14 protein-coding genes and 1 other annotated feature are annotated in these 14,088 nt (G+C 39.8%); of the genes, 10 read left to right on the top strand and 4 right to left on the bottom strand.

All coding sequences use genetic code 11. The annotated features are described in order from the left end of the window. Nucleotides 1–2 precede the first annotated feature (2 nt). From IGJ53_RS13375 to IGJ53_RS13360, 4 genes are all read left to right on the top strand, one after another. Nucleotides 3–467 carry a MarR family winged helix-turn-helix transcriptional regulator gene (locus IGJ53_RS13375; protein WP_002315865.1) on the top strand — a complete coding sequence of 155 codons (465 nt, stop codon included), beginning with the start codon at nucleotides 3–5 and terminating at the stop codon, nucleotides 465–467. Continuing rightward, the gene (locus IGJ53_RS13370; protein WP_002310475.1) at nucleotides 451–1,080 is read left to right on the top strand and encodes a nitroreductase family protein; all 630 of its coding nucleotides are present in this window, start codon (nucleotides 451–453) and stop codon (nucleotides 1,078–1,080) included. Before IGJ53_RS13375 ends, IGJ53_RS13370 begins: the two co-directional genes overlap by 17 nt. A 352-nt stretch (nucleotides 1,081–1,432) precedes the next feature. After that, on the top strand, nucleotides 1,433–2,911 hold the full coding sequence (msr(C), locus tag IGJ53_RS13365) for an ABC-F type ribosomal protection protein Msr(C) (protein WP_259742390.1): 1,479 nt from the start codon (nucleotides 1,433–1,435) through the stop codon (nucleotides 2,909–2,911). A gap of 46 nt (nucleotides 2,912–2,957) precedes the next feature. Then, nucleotides 2,958–3,404: a DUF2798 domain-containing protein gene (locus tag IGJ53_RS13360; protein ID WP_259742389.1), complete on the top strand. Its 447-nt coding sequence runs from the start codon at nucleotides 2,958–2,960 to the stop codon at nucleotides 3,402–3,404. Nucleotides 3,405–3,620: 216 nt separating this feature from the next. On the opposite strand, the gene IGJ53_RS13355 is transcribed toward IGJ53_RS13360, so the two are convergent. Further along, complete coding sequence (locus tag IGJ53_RS13355) at nucleotides 3,621–4,136, bottom strand: PadR family transcriptional regulator (protein WP_259742388.1); 516 nt, start codon at nucleotides 4,134–4,136, stop codon at nucleotides 3,621–3,623. Between the two features lie 116 nt (nucleotides 4,137–4,252). On the opposite strand from IGJ53_RS13355, the gene IGJ53_RS13350 reads away from it, so the two are divergent. Together IGJ53_RS13350 and IGJ53_RS13345 are read left to right on the top strand one after the other, a co-directional pair. Beyond that, nucleotides 4,253–5,455 (top strand): MFS transporter, encoded by a 1,203-nt coding sequence (locus IGJ53_RS13350; RefSeq protein WP_002296013.1) that lies wholly within the window; start codon nucleotides 4,253–4,255, stop codon nucleotides 5,453–5,455. 249 nt (nucleotides 5,456–5,704) lie between these two features. Further along, a complete protein-coding gene (locus tag IGJ53_RS13345) occupies nucleotides 5,705–6,031 on the top strand; it encodes a hypothetical protein (RefSeq protein ID WP_002373352.1) in 327 nt (108 codons plus the stop codon). Nucleotides 6,032–6,285: 254 nt separating this feature from the next. Here IGJ53_RS13345 and IGJ53_RS13340 read toward each other — a convergent pair whose 3' ends face one another. The 3 genes from IGJ53_RS13340 to proB form a co-directional block, all read right to left on the bottom strand. Continuing rightward, complete coding sequence (locus IGJ53_RS13340) at nucleotides 6,286–6,630, bottom strand: hypothetical protein (protein ID WP_002293100.1); 345 nt, start codon at nucleotides 6,628–6,630, stop codon at nucleotides 6,286–6,288. Nucleotides 6,631–6,705: 75 nt separating this feature from the next. After that, nucleotides 6,706–7,953: a glutamate-5-semialdehyde dehydrogenase gene (locus tag IGJ53_RS13335; protein WP_172891680.1), complete on the bottom strand. Its 1,248-nt coding sequence runs from the start codon at nucleotides 7,951–7,953 to the stop codon at nucleotides 6,706–6,708. Next, nucleotides 7,950–8,756: a glutamate 5-kinase gene (gene proB / locus IGJ53_RS13330; RefSeq protein ID WP_002287451.1), complete on the bottom strand. Its 807-nt coding sequence runs from the start codon at nucleotides 8,754–8,756 to the stop codon at nucleotides 7,950–7,952. Before proB ends, IGJ53_RS13335 begins: the two co-directional genes overlap by 4 nt. Before the next feature lie 229 nt (nucleotides 8,757–8,985). Between proB and IGJ53_RS13325 the strand changes: the two genes are divergently transcribed. The 4 genes from IGJ53_RS13325 (at nucleotide 8,986) to gltX (ending at nucleotide 13,767) form a co-directional block, all read left to right on the top strand. After that, nucleotides 8,986–9,513 (top strand): dUTP diphosphatase, encoded by a 528-nt coding sequence (locus tag IGJ53_RS13325; RefSeq protein WP_438750438.1) that lies wholly within the window; start codon nucleotides 8,986–8,988, stop codon nucleotides 9,511–9,513. A 62-nt stretch (nucleotides 9,514–9,575) separates the two neighbouring features. Further along, on the top strand, nucleotides 9,576–10,946 hold the full coding sequence (radA, locus tag IGJ53_RS13320; RefSeq protein WP_002293096.1) for a DNA repair protein RadA: 1,371 nt from the start codon (nucleotides 9,576–9,578) through the stop codon (nucleotides 10,944–10,946). Nucleotides 10,947–10,979: 33 nt separating this feature from the next. Further along, nucleotides 10,980–12,137, top strand: a complete 1,158-nt coding sequence (locus tag IGJ53_RS13315) for a PIN/TRAM domain-containing protein (RefSeq protein ID WP_002287448.1) — start codon at nucleotides 10,980–10,982, stop codon at nucleotides 12,135–12,137. Nucleotides 12,138–12,306: 169 nt separating this feature from the next. Then, nucleotides 12,307–13,767 (top strand): glutamate--tRNA ligase, encoded by a 1,461-nt coding sequence (gltX, locus tag IGJ53_RS13310; RefSeq protein ID WP_002293095.1) that lies wholly within the window; start codon nucleotides 12,307–12,309, stop codon nucleotides 13,765–13,767. Continuing rightward, nucleotides 13,764–14,004: a binding site (T-box leader), on the top strand. It overlaps the preceding gene by 4 nt. Nucleotides 14,005–14,088: the final 84 nt, after the last annotated feature.

The raw sequence follows: 14,088 nt of genomic DNA, 5'->3' as shown, positions 1-14,088 counted from the left end.
TTATGTCTTTAGAAGAGATTAGCCACCTTTTATATCAAATCAAATTAGCCGATCAAAAAATCGTCCAGATCTTTGAGGAAAATATCGGTATAAGTCTTACTAGATACGAGATCATGATGAGACTGAAAGAAGAAAATCCATTGCTGCAAAGCAGTTTGCAAGAAAAGTTGCAGATTGATCAAGGAGCAGTTACTCGTCATTTGAAGGTATTAGAAGCAAACGGCTATGTTTCGCGTCAGAGAAATCCTCAGAACAACCGGGAAGTGTACGTAGCGCTGACAGAAAAAGCCCAGCAGAAAATCGAGCATTGTGAAATGGACCATAAAGATACAGGTTCCGTGCTGTCCCCAGCTTTCAGCGATGCAGAAATGAAACAATTCCTAACACTTTTAGATAAATTGAATACCCAACTTTGCAATATAACAACAGAAACGAAAGAGGTTAATAATAATGGAACAAAAAAATGATTTTTCAACAATTATGACTGGTAGAAGATCCGTTCGCGTATATGATGAAACATACAAAATCCCACACGAAGAAATGCTGGAAATGATCAAAGAAGCGACGACTGCTCCTTCTTCTGTCAATATGCAACCATGGCGCTTTGTGGTCGCTGAAAGCGAGGAAGCAAAAGAAATTTTGCGTCCTTTGATTCGTTTCAATACGAGACAAAATGATACTTCTTCTGCAATGGTCATGATTTTTGGCGATATGCAATGTTATGAATATGGCGAAGAAATCTATAACCAAGCTTACGAATCAGGGAAGATGCCAAAAGAAGTCAGAGATCAACAATTAGCTGCGATTATTCCTTATTACAAGAGTTTTTCAAGAGAAGAAATGAACGATGTAGTCAAAGTCGATTCTAGCTTAGCGGCTATGCAATTCATGCTAGTTGCGCGTGATCATGGCTATGAAACAAATCCAATTGGTGGATTCGAAGCAGATCAGTTGGCAGAGGCATTTGGTTTGGATAAAGACCGTTATGTTCCAGTTATTATTTTATCAATAGGAAAAGCGGTAGAAGAAGGTTACGAGTCTGTTCGTTTAGCACCAGAAAAGATCACTACGTTCAAATAAAAGGTTTTCAGTTACTATTCAGTAGCTATTGCTTTTTTTGAATCGTGTGTGGTAACCTAATAAAAAAGGAGGTCGGAAAAATGACTGCATCGATGAAATTACGTTTTGAACTTTTGAATAACAACTAAATAAATTCAAAAGACATGTATAAACAACAATTTCATGGGTGGAGTATGTCCATTTTTTCGAACGACAGTAGAATAGGTGAAAGCTATGACAGATTTGATGATTTAGTCATAGTTATTTCGTTCAGAGTAGGAAAAGATGTTATGCAGTTTTTTGCAAACAGATTTTTCTGCTCTTTTTTAGTATCGATAATTGTTGTTTTACATGAAATAGGAGTGTAAAACATATGGAAAATTTAGCAATAAATATAACAAACCTGCAAGTTCGTTTTGGTAACCAGTTAGAATTATCTATTGATTCTCTTCGTGTCTATCAGCAAGATCGGATAGGAATCATAGGAGAAAATGGAGTCGGTAAATCAACGTTGCTGAAACTGATAGCCGGTGAACTTATCCCCGATCAAGGGAAAATCCAAACAGAGATCACTTTCAACTATCTGCCTCAATTAACTTATCTTACTGAAACAAAGGATCTGAATTTGGAATTAGCCAGTCATTTCCAGTTAAAACTGGAAGAAACTTCGGAACGGAAATGGAGTGGAGGGGAAGAACGAAAGATCGAGTTGATACGTCTTCTTTCTTCTTATGAACAAGGGATGCTTCTAGACGAGCCGACAACCCATCTAGATAGAAAAAGTATGGATCGACTAATTGAAGAGCTTCGTTATTATTATGGCACGCTGATTTTTGTTAGTCATGACCGCTATTTTCTAGATGAGCTGGCAACGAAAATCTGGGAAGTAAAAGACGGAGAAATCCGAGAGTTTTCGGGGAATTATAGTGCCTATCTCACTCAAAAGGAATTGGAGAAAAAGACTCAGCTACGAGAAGCAGAGTCGATCATGCAAGAGAAAAAACGATTGGAAAAATCGCTCCAAGAAAAGAAAAAACAAGCGGAAAAGTTGGAAAAAGTGTCCAGTAAAAAGAAAAAGCAACAAATTAGACCGGATCGGTTGTCTTCCTCTAAACAAAAAGACAGTGTACAAAAAGCCATCCAAAAGAATGCGAAAACATTAGAGAGAAGACTCCAAAAAATAGGAGAAACAACCAAGCCGCAACAGATGAAACAAATCCGTTTTCCAGTACCAAAATCTCTTGCACTCCACAATCGTTATCCAATCATGGGACAAAATATCCAATTGGAAAGAAACGGAAGAACATTACTGATAAATAGCGATTTTCAATTTTCTTTAGGTAAAAAAATCGCGATTGTCGGCGAAAATGGTTCAGGTAAGACAACTTTATTGGAACATATCCGCAAACAAGGAGAAGGAATCCTTCTCTCTCCGAAAGTAAGCATTCAAGTCTATCAGCAAAAGGATTATCAAATGACATCTGAAGAATGCGTCATTCGTTTTGTCATGAGACAAACAGAGTTTTCGGAATCGCTTGTCCGCAGTTTGCTGAATCACTTAGGGTTTGCTCAGGAAACTCTGGCGAAACCGTTGTGTACGTTAAGTGGGGGAGAAGCGACCCGTTTGACGATTGCTTTGCTTTTTACTAAGCCAAGTAATGTGTTGCTGTTAGATGAACCGACTAATTTCATTGATATGGCAACGATCGAAGCTTTAGAGAAGCTGATGCAAGTATATCCGGGAACGATTTTGTTTACTTCTCATGATTCCTACTTTGTCGAGCGTACGGCTGATGAAGTTTATGAAATAAAAGGGCAGAAAATAAAAAAAGTACTTACGAGAAATTTTTAAATGTGCTACGATGATTTTCGTGACAAATTTAAAGGAGTGGTACAGATTGCCTACAAATAAAAAAGAAGGAATAATTTTTACAACAATGATGTGTTTTTTGATGGTCTTGGGGATGAGCGCGTATAATTTATGGCTGCATCAAGATCTTCATTTATCAAATTTGTTGATTGGTCTAGTGCCTGGATTCGTGGTGGCTTTCATTTTGGATGTCTTCATCATCGGTGTGCTGGCGAAAAAAATTGCCTTTAAACTACCAGTAAATCCAGAAAGCAAGGTCCAAATGATCTTAACTATTTCCTGCTTGATGGTTTTAGGAATGGTCACATGTATGTCTTTGTTTGGTGTAATCATGGAACAAGGAATACCTGATCAATTATTCTCTGCTTATATGAATGCTTGGAAAATGAATGTGATTGCCGCTTTACCGTTGCAGTTGATCATCGTTGGCCCACTTTCAAGAAGTGTGTTGAAAGCCATTCAAAGCAATGAATGATGGAACACTGTATATTTGAAAAAATGGTTGTGACCTGCTTTTTGTCACATTCTCTTCAATGCAGTTCTAGAAAGAAAAACGATCCGAACGATAGGTTCTTGCCTATCTTTCGGATCGTTTTTCTTTTTCAGCTGTATCGTTCTTTTGCTGTATCGTTCTTTTAGTGAAGATGATTCGTTGCTTAATAGATAAATCTAGAAAGGTTCTGTTTATCCATTACTCAAAAAACGGCTGCATTTGTTCTCTTACTTGCTGACACCATTGGAGTTCCTGCTGACAAAGCATGATTCGGCGCTGGATCACAACATAACGCCCAAATTCTTGTCTCTTGTCTAGCGAGAGGTCATTCAATTTTTTTTTATTTTTTTGCATGATTTTGTTCAGCTGTTGTTCTCTAGTGAATAGCAGTCCAGTAGCTGTTGTTTTGTCGAGTGTCGAAAAAGCATAGATTTTTGCTAAAAATTCATCTTTTTGCGTAGGAGCTGGGGTCTCCTCTTTGATCCATTCTTCTACAAGGGCACGTCCTTCATCAGTTAAGTGGTAGATCTTTTTTTGAGAGTGCTCGTCTTTGTCCAAAACGGTCACATAACCCTGCTGGTCTAACTTGGCAAGTGTCGTATAGATCTGACTGTGATGAGCTTCCCAAAAAATTGTGATCAGCTGCTTCAATTCATATCCAGAACGCGGTTTGGATAAAAGCACGCATAATAATATATAGGCTAAAGTATTCATAAAAACCCTACCTCTCGTCTTATTTTCTTTATTATATCACAGTAAAGTTTACATTTTTTACATGTGCATATTGACATGTAAAATAAATCATGTATGATGCTAATAGAGAGAAAGGGATGGAAATATTGGAGAATCAAATAGATATACAAGAACAAACAAATGAAGAAACAAAGGGGAAAAGTTCGGCGCTAGTTGTAGCAGCTACCTGTATGATCGCTTTTATGGGAGTAGGCCTAGTAGACCCGATCTTAAAAACGATTGCTGCACAGTTAAACGCTACGCCAGCTGAAACGACCCTGTTATTTACTAGTTACATGTTAGTCACTGGTGTGGTGATGCTATTTACAGGTTTCTTATCTAGTCGGATTGGCTTGAAAAAAACATTGATGACCGGATTGTTTATCATCGTTGTATTCGCTGGTCTTGGTGGATTATCTGGCAATATCGGTATGTTGATTGGGTTACGTGCCGGCTGGGGTGTCGGGAATGCTTTGTTTGTCTCTACTGCTTTAGCAACGATCGTCAGTATTTTAGTCGGTAACACAGAAAAAGCAATCATGATGTATGAAGCAGCACTTGGTTGCGGAATGGCAGTTGGTCCTCTAGTCGGTGGGGTCTTGGGTAGTGGTTCATGGCGTTATCCATTTTTTGGGGTAGCATTTTTGATGTTTTGCGGTTTTATAGCCCTAGCGGTACTTTTACCTGAAACTGAGAAACCAAAGAGAAAAGTAGGCCTTTGGGAAGGTGTCAAAGCGTTAAGCAATCATAAACTTCGTTCAGTTGGACTGATCGCATTGTTATATAATTTCGGATTCTTTACTTTACTTGCGTATGCGCCATTTTTATTGATTGGCTATTCTGAATTAGAAGTCGGTTTTGTATTTTTTGGCTGGGGTGTGCTTCTGGCTATTGCTTCGATTTTCGTTGCACCGGCTCTTGAGCGGAAGTTTACGACTTATCGGACGATTTTAGCTGCATTTGTCTTATTCATTATTTGTTTGCTGTTATTAGGAGCTGGAACTTCTATGCCAGTCCTTGTACCGATCAGTATTGTGTTAGCAGGATTTTTCCAAGGAATCATTAATACATTGTTGACGACGATTGCTATGGAAATACCCGGTCTGCAACGAAACGTTGCTTCTTCCAGCTATAGTTTTGTCCGCTTTTTCGGTGGAGCTTTAGCACCATTTATTGCAGGTGTGATCGGCGAACATATTGGTGAAAGCTATGCGTTTTATTTTGCAGGTGCCATTGTTCTTATCAGTGTATGTTGTATCATTTATCACCGTAATTATTTTGCTACAAATGAAGAAGAATAAGAAACCAGAGGTTGTGAAAAAGTCGTTTAGTTTCAAGTATTAAGAAAAATTTTGTGAAAATGGCTTTCTACATTTTTGCATAAATTTGGCTTAATACCGAGAAACTGGCTTTTGAACACCATTTATTCGGAAAAAGGGAATGTGACACGATTTTTGTCACATTCCCTTTTTTTCTCAAAATAATGAAACTGGAAAATTTTCAGTAGGTAAGCTAAAATTCATTTAAGAAAAAGAATGGGGGGATAATAGATGCTGGAAGAATATTTTCAGGAAGTCGGGTTGACACTCGTTGAATTACCCATTGAATTTTCAGATGATCGGTTGATTTATCGTGGCTATATCAAAGAATTGCCAATGATCAACGCGGAAGGTGAAACTAGAAAAGCGATGCAGCAAAAAATAGCTGGTATGTATCAGATGTATCGGGAACAGCTATTGGCAGAATCAGCGGAAGAAGAAAAAGAAAAAACGATGAACTTGTCCATGGATGAGCTGCTTCGTTATTATGATGGCGAAACATTTGACGGGTTTTCGCTTCTTAACGAAGAGGAAACCGATTTACCAGGCAGCTGGTAGGAGAACACCGTTTATATGGGAAGAGGCTGGGACAGAAGCGTTTAACTCCAAGAAATAAGAAGAAATTCACGAAAATTGCTTTTCAAATTTTTGTGAATTTCAGCTTATTTCCGAAGGAGTTGCTTCTGCTCCCGCCGTTTATACATGTTTAGAGCGTGGGACAAAAGTTTTTCTTTACTTTTGTCCCACGCTCTAAAAAGTTCGGCAGTTTTTTGCCGATGTTCAAGGCACCCTACTTATCGTACGGATATTTTTTAGCGGAAAGTCCGATTCAAGTGGTTTTTATTCAGCTGATATTTATAAGATAAGTGAAAGATCCCAGCAATCAGCAACGTAATCGTATAGGCAATTGAATGATCGAAAAAAGAATAGTAATTGACTCCAGCTAACAGGCATAATGCAACCATGTAGCTGATGTGTAAGCGAGCAACCAAACCTTTTGGACCAATTTTGTCAAAATACTGCGCCCATTTTTCCCGTTGACTCCCTATGCTTCGTTTTTTGAACTGAAAAAAAAGGGATAAAATACCGACTCCTAGAAAAGCAGCGATATTCAGAGAAATAAGGTAAATAAAAAAAATCATTAAAATTTCAAACATATTGACACCTTTCTAGTTGGATAGAACCTTTACAGAAAAAAGGCAAAAGGCGTGAATAATGTTTCACACGAAACATTATTCGCGGATTTGTCCATCGCCATAAATGATATATTTTGTGGAAGTCAATTCATTTAAACCCATTGGACCACGGGCATGTAGCTTTTGAGTGGAGATACCGATCTCTGCACCAAAACCAAATACCGATCCGTCTGTAAAACGAGTGGAGGCATTGACATAGACAGCCGCCGCGTCCACTTCATTCAAGAAACGCTGACTAGCCGAATAGCTATCTGTCACGATTGTTTCTGAATGCTTGGTGTTATGTCGGTTGATATGCGCAATTGCTTCGCTTAAAGAATCGACTACTTTGACGGCAAGGATATAATCCAGATATTCAGTATCCCAATCTGCCTCTTCTGCTAAAGCAGCTGTCTCTAGATATTCTAACGCACGAGCATCCGCACGTAAAGAGACGCCGTGTTCTACCAGTTCTTTTTCAATGGCTGGTAAGAAAAAGGGTGCGATCTCAGAATGGATCAGTAATGTTTCTGCCGCGTTGCAGACAGAAGGACGGGAAGCTTTTGCATTGACGATGATTTTCACTGCCATAGACAACTGTGCTTCTTTATCGATGTATACGTGATTATTTCCTGTACCTGTTTCAATGATAGGTACCGTTGCCTGTTCTTTGACTCGTTGGATCAATTTTGCTCCGCCTCGAGGGATCAGCACATCTAAGTATTCTGTCAATCGCATCAACTGTTCTGCAGTTTCATGAGAAGTATCATCGACAAACTGGATGGCATAAGGAGATTCGCCAGCACTAAGCAGTACTTGCTGCAATAATTGGACCAGCAATTGGTTCGAGAAGAATGCTTCTTTGCCACCGCGAAGGATAACGGCATTCCCTGATTTGAACGCTAGACTGGCTGCATCAGTCGTGACATTTGGACGAGATTCGTAAATGATACCGATCACGCCGAGGGGCACGCGCTTTTTGCCGATTCTCAATCCGTCGGTGTTCGTCCACATCTCATCTACTTTTCCAATAGGATCGTCTAACGAAGCAATCTTTTCGATCTCTGCAGCCATGGCATTGATTCGTTCAGGCGTCAGCTGCAAGCGGTCTTGCATCGTTTCACTGATATTGTTTTCGACTGCTTTTTCTAAGTCCTTATGATTTGCTTCGATGATCGCCTGTTGATTCTTTTTGATGGTTTTCGCCATCTGAATAAGTAGCTCATTTTTACGGTTTGTAGGCATAAGTGCTAGTTGTTGCGCACTATCTTTTGCCTGTTGCCCTAATTGCATCAAATCAGTCATTTCAAGTCCTCCTTAAATAAAGTACCTACTTCTTTTCCTGCAAGAATATCAAAAATGATTGCCGGATTTTTCCCATTTGCTAAAATCATTGCACTGTTTGCTTCAAATATCCTAGAAGCTGCTTTTAATTTACTTTGCATACCGCCTGTTCCAAAGGTGCTGCCTGCACCACCTGCTTGTGCCAGAATCTTTTCATCGATTTTATCGATATAGCGATACATCTGAGCCTCGGGATTTGTAGTCGGATTATCTGAATAAAAACCGTCGATATCAGAAAGAACGATCAAAAGGTCTGCCGCGACAAGTTTTGCCATGATTGCTGACAGCTGATCATTATCGCCAAATTTTGTCAGATGATCTAATTCATCTACTGCGACAGTATCATTTTCGTTTACGATAGGAATCGTATCCATGATCAAAAGCTGTTCCAATGTATTCCTCACATTTTTACGACTTTCAGGGTAATCTACCACGTCTCTTGTCACGAGGATTTGTGCTGTCTGCTGATTATATACACTGAATCTTTGATTATAGATATTCATCAATTCGGCTTGACCAACAGCCGCCGCAGCTTGCTGTTCAGGGATCAAAGTCGGACGTTCTGACAAATGTAATTTATGCATACCGACGCCTACAGCTCCCGATGAGACTAAGATCACTTCCTTTCCACGATTTCTAAGATCGGAAAGGACAAAAGCTAACTGATCGATCGCTGCAAGATTGATGTTTCCATTGGGATAGATCAATGTACTTGTTCCTACTTTGACAATAATTCGTTTTGCATTTTTTATTTCTTTACGCATGTGACACCTCAATCAAATATCCACTCATTAATTTCGTTCTATTCTACTTGTTTTGACGAGTAAAGTCATGTAAAAAATAGTTTTTTTGTACAACTTGCAGTTGTTCGGTAAAAGAACGCGTTAATGGTTGACTTTAGGATAGCAGAATTTCTTGAAGAATTTGTAAAGAGAGTCTTTTATAGCCTCGAATATGTTAGAATAGGAGTAGTTTATTTAGGGAGGAAAACCGGTGAGAAAAAGAGGATTTGAAGTTATTTCTAAATATAAAGAGCAAAATATCAATCTACCGCAGCGCGCTACACATCATGCTGCTGGCTATGATTTTGAAGCAGCAGAAGAGGTCGTGATCCCAAGTATCTGGAAAGCAGGCTGGAAAAAAGGATTGGAAACCGTCGCAGATGCATTGAAAAAAGACGTATCAGAAAATGAAAAACAGTTAAAACCGATCCTCGTGTCTACTGGGATAAAAGCCTACATGGGAGAAGATGAATTTTTGCAGCTTGCTAACCGTTCAAGCAATCCGTTGAAGCGGTTTTTAGTGTTGACGAACGGCGTGGGTGTGATTGACAGCGATTATTACAATAATGAAGCAAATGAAGGCCATATCATGTTCCAATTCACCAACTTTGGTTTCAAGGATGTAGTAATCAAGAAAGGTGAGCGTATCGGTCAAGGGATCTTCTTACCATTTTTAAAAGCAGATCAAGATCAAACGACTGCTCAACGTCAAGGCGGATTTGGCTCTTCCAGTAAATAAAACGATAAAGAAATTTAAGCTTGATTTAATGTCTCATGGTTAGAATAAAAGGAGGCGGTACAATGGCAAAAAAATCAAAAGTACAATTTGTTTGCCAAAATTGCGGGTATGTGTCGCCTAAGTTCTTGGGGCGCTGCCCAAATTGCGGAAAATGGAATACGATGGTTGAAGAAATCGAACAAGATACAACAGACCGCAGAACGCGGACAAGTTTGACAGGAGAAAAAGCGAAACCAACAAAAATCGCAGACGTCGTCCCTAAAAAAGAACCTCGGGTCAAAACGAAATTAGAAGAACTGAACCGTGTGCTAGGTGGAGGTGTGGTACCGGGATCCATGGTCTTGATCGGTGGTGATCCAGGTATTGGTAAATCCACTTTGCTATTACAAGTTTCTCAGCAATTAGCAGCCATAGGCGGGAAAGTCTTGTATGTATCCGGCGAAGAAAGCGCAGAACAGATAAAATTACGCGCGGAGCGCCTAGGAAGTATCAACACAGAATTTTATCTATACGCTGAAACAGATATGAATGAAATCAGTCGTGCCATCGAACATATCTCCCCTGATTATGTTATTATTGATTCCATCCAAACGATGACGCAGCCAGACATCACAAGTGTGGCAGGAAGCGTCAGCCAAGTAAGAGAAACCACTGCAGAATTACTCAAAATCGCTAAAACAAATGGGATTGCCATCTTTATCGTCGGTCATGTTACGAAAGAAGGTTCGATCGCCGGTCCAAGAATGTTAGAGCATATGGTGGATACAGTGTTATATTTTGAAGGTGAACAACATCATAGTTTCCGAATTTTACGAGCGGTAAAAAACCGATTTGGCTCAACGAACGAGATTGGGATTTTTGAAATGCATGAGCATGGATTGGAAGAAGTCGCTAACCCTTCACAGATTTTCTTAGAGGAACGCCTAGACGGTGCGACTGGCTCTGCTATCGTTGTGGCAATGGAAGGAACACGTCCAATTTTGGTAGAGATCCAAGCATTAGTCACACCTACTATGTTCGGAAATGCTAAGCGAACAACAACAGGTCTTGATTTCAATCGTGTATCTCTGATCATGGCAGTGCTGGAAAAAAGAGCTGGATTACTTCTTCAGAATCAAGATGCTTACTTAAAAGCTGCAGGTGGGGTAAAATTAAATGAACCAGCGATTGATTTAGCTATCGCTGTCAGTATTGCTTCAAGCTACAAAGAAAAAGGAACACAGCCGACGGAATGTTTCATCGGTGAAATCGGACTGACTGGAGAAATCAGACGTGTCAGTCATATTGAACAACGGGTCAAAGAAGTCCAAAAACTCGGCTTCACAAAAGTTTACCTGCCTAAAAACAACTTAGGCAACTGGGAAGCGCCAAAAGGAATCGAGATCGTTGGAGTAGCAACTTTGGCTGAAACGTTGAAGCGTGTGTTCCGCTAAATAATAAATGATTGTCGAAACGGAGGAAAAACGATGCAAAAACGTGTCATTACGTTGCTGATGATCATTGTCGGCGCAAGCTTGGGTATTTCATTTTTACCCTCAGCTTGGCAGGCAATCGGTCAACAGTCAAATGGGTGGCTGAATAATACATTTACCAACAGCTTGTTAGGCGCACTTATTTTCTTTTTATTATCTTTGCTGTTGGCCAAACATATCTCAGCTATTATCAAACAAGTAGAACAAAAACTAAGCGAGGTCAGTTTGACTTATCTTCTCTTCGGTGCGATCGGTGCGATCATCGGATTGACTTTAGGCGTTGTGATCTCAACCCCTCTTTACAATATGGAAATTCCATTCGTCAATAGTGTATTGCCGATTTTACTGATGATCATCTTAGGTTATTTGGGATTGAGAATGGGAACGACACGAATCGAAGAATGGAAGAAAGTCTTTGGTTCACGAAGTAAAAAAATCGAGCAAGAAACAGCTAGCCAAGTGGAGAGCCAACTGTTAGAACGAAAATCAGGAGAAAATTTCCATAAATATAAAATCTTGGATACAAGCGTGATTATTGATGGTCGGATTTATGATATTACAAAGACTGGATTCTTAGAAGGAACCTTGATGATCCCTAATTTTGTTCTTTACGAACTACAATACATCGCGGACTCAGGGGATAGTTTGAAACGTGTGCGTGGTCGTCGCGGATTAGATATCCTAAATGCTTTGCAAAAAGAAGAAGGTATATCTGTCGAAATGTACGATGGAGACTTTGAAGATATCAGCGAAGTAGACAGCAAATTGATCAAATTAGCCAAGCTTTTAGACGGTGTCATCGTAACCAATGACTATAACTTGAATAAAGTCTCTGAATTCCAAAATGTACCTGTTCTTAATATCAATGCGTTGGCAAATGCCGTGAAACCAGTCGTCATTCCTGGCGAAACGATGAATGTTCTAGTAGTAAAAGCTGGGACAGAACGCCAACAAGGGGTAGCCTACCTTGATGACGGCACGATGGTTGTCGTAGAAGATGGACAGCATTATATGAATGAACGTATCGAAGTCGTTGTGACAAGCGCCCTTCAAACAGCTGCTGGACGTATGATCTTTGCTAAACCTGCCCATGCAGGACGAGGAATCGATAATAAAAAAGAGACAGAGAAAAAGACAAAACAATCAAAATAAAAAAGAAATTCAGCCAACTGGTAAGGAAATTCAACCAGTTGGCTTTACTATTTACCTTAGAAAAGGTAAAATTTGTGCTGAGTGGCTTTAAATAAATGATATTTGAGAAGCCGTAACTGACGGAATTTTTACTGTTAGTCAAAGTCTAGTTTGAAAGAAGAGGAAGAAAATGACGAAAGTACGCGTACGCTATGCACCAAGTCCAACTGGGCACCTGCATATTGGAAATGCAAGAACTGCATTGTTCAATTATTTGTTTGCCCGCCACAATGATGGAGACTTTATTATTCGTATTGAGGATACTGACCAAAAACGTAATATCGAAGATGGCGAAAAAAGCCAGTTGGAAAACCTTGCTTGGTTGGGAATGGATTGGGATGAATCTCCTGAAAATCCTGGAGAATATGGCCCTTACCGTCAATCTGAACGTAAAGAAATCTATCAACCGCTGATTGATCAGTTGCTTGCTAGCAATCGAGCATACAAATGCTATTGCACAGAAGAAGAATTAGAAGCAGAACGGGAAGCACAACGCGCAAGAGGAGAAATGCCTCATTACGCAGGAACATGTGCGAACTTGACACCTGAAGAACAAGCAGAAAAAGAAGCACAAGGTCTAGAATCTGTTGTACGTTTCCGTGTGCCTCGCAATACAGAATACGCATTTACAGATATGGTAAAAGGCGCTATTTCGTTCGAATCCGATAATATCGGCGGCGACTTTGTCATCCAAAAACGCGATGGTATGCCAACCTATAACTTTGCTGTTGCGGTCGATGATCATTTGATGAAAATCACTCACGTTTTACGTGGAGATGACCATATTGCCAATACACCAAAACAACTGATGATCTATGAAGCATTTGGCTGGACGCCACCAACATTCGGACATATGACGTTGATCATCAACAGTGAAACAGGCAAAAAACTAAGCAAACGTGACGAATCAATCTTACAATTTATCGAACAATATCGCGAATTAGGTTATCTACCAGATGCAATGTTCAACTTTATTGCATTATTGGGCTGGTCACCTGTGGGCGAAGACGAAATCTTCGAACACCAAGAATTGATCAAAATGTTCGATCCAAAACGCCTAAGTAAATCACCCGCAGCTTTCGATGCGAAAAAACTGCAATGGGTAAACAACCATTACATCAAAGCAATGGATCTAGATGCATTTACTGACATGTGTCTGCCTTATCTAATCGCTGATGGACGTGTAGCAGAAAACCCAGATGAAAAGACAATCGAATGGGTGAAGAAGATCGTTAGCCTGTATCAACCTCAAATGAGCTATGCTGCAGAAATCGTTGATCTGTCTACGCTATTTTTCAATGAACATCCTGTATTGAATGAAGCAGCAAAAGAAGTACTTGCTGGTGAAACAGTTCCTACTGTTCTCCACGCATTTAAAGCACAGCTAGAACAAATGGAAGTAGTAGATGCTCCAACTGTAAAAGCTGCCATCAAAGCCGTTCAAAAAGAAACTGGCGTAAAAGGGAAAAATCTTTTCATGCCGATCCGTGTAGCTGTATCAGGACAAATGCATGGCCCAGAATTGCCTGAAACGATCGAATTGCTTGGTCGTGAAAAATCATTAGCACATTTAAATCAAGTACTGAACTAAACACGATGAACAGAAAAAAGTAAGCAGCTGATCATTACAAGAGAGATACCGGGTGGTGCAAGGTATCAATGAATGGTTGCCGAAATGCCTCTGGGAGTGGTCTTGGCGAAAACACAGAAAACAGGAAAAACTGTTTTACAGGAAACGAAGTAGCCAAGAACGTATAACAGGCGTTAGCTGTCAGAGATAATCGTTGATTATGAAGAAAAGTGGAACCACGCGGAAAGCGTCTTTTGATAAGGAAACTTATTTAAAAGGCGCTTCTTTTCTTTATAAGAAGCTGTTTTCCTACATAAAATACTTACGAAAGGAGTGGAAAGT

This window comes from Enterococcus sp. DIV1283b, from assembly GCF_051710965.1.
Taxonomy (GTDB): Bacteria; Bacillota; Bacilli; order Lactobacillales; family Enterococcaceae; genus Enterococcus_B; species Enterococcus_B lactis.
The sequence above is the reverse complement of the archived record's forward strand: the minus strand, read 5'-3'. Positions and strand labels throughout refer to the sequence as shown.

What these genes read in the sequence shown, in the direction of transcription:
- IGJ53_RS13335 (WP_172891680.1), bottom strand. Translation starts at nt 7,953, where the DNA reads ATGACTGATTTGATGCAATTAGGGCAACAGGCAAAAGATAGTGCGCAA.
- IGJ53_RS13340 (WP_002293100.1), bottom strand. Translation starts at nt 6,630, where the DNA reads ATGTTTGAAATTTTAATGATTTTTTTTATTTACCTTATTTCTCTGAAT.
- gltX (WP_002293095.1), top strand. Translation starts at nt 12,307, where the DNA reads ATGACGAAAGTACGCGTACGCTATGCACCAAGTCCAACTGGGCACCTG.
- IGJ53_RS13350 (WP_002296013.1), top strand. Translation starts at nt 4,253, where the DNA reads ATGGAAATATTGGAGAATCAAATAGATATACAAGAACAAACAAATGAA.
- proB (WP_002287451.1), bottom strand. Translation starts at nt 8,756, where the DNA reads ATGCGTAAAGAAATAAAAAATGCAAAACGAATTATTGTCAAAGTAGGA.
- IGJ53_RS13345 (WP_002373352.1), top strand. Translation starts at nt 5,705, where the DNA reads ATGCTGGAAGAATATTTTCAGGAAGTCGGGTTGACACTCGTTGAATTA.
- IGJ53_RS13370 (WP_002310475.1), top strand. Translation starts at nt 451, where the DNA reads ATGGAACAAAAAAATGATTTTTCAACAATTATGACTGGTAGAAGATCC.
- radA (WP_002293096.1), top strand. Translation starts at nt 9,576, where the DNA reads ATGGCAAAAAAATCAAAAGTACAATTTGTTTGCCAAAATTGCGGGTAT.
- IGJ53_RS13315 (WP_002287448.1), top strand. Translation starts at nt 10,980, where the DNA reads ATGCAAAAACGTGTCATTACGTTGCTGATGATCATTGTCGGCGCAAGC.
- IGJ53_RS13375 (WP_002315865.1), top strand. Translation starts at nt 3, where the DNA reads ATGTCTTTAGAAGAGATTAGCCACCTTTTATATCAAATCAAATTAGCC.
- IGJ53_RS13355 (WP_259742388.1), bottom strand. Translation starts at nt 4,136, where the DNA reads ATGAATACTTTAGCCTATATATTATTATGCGTGCTTTTATCCAAACCG.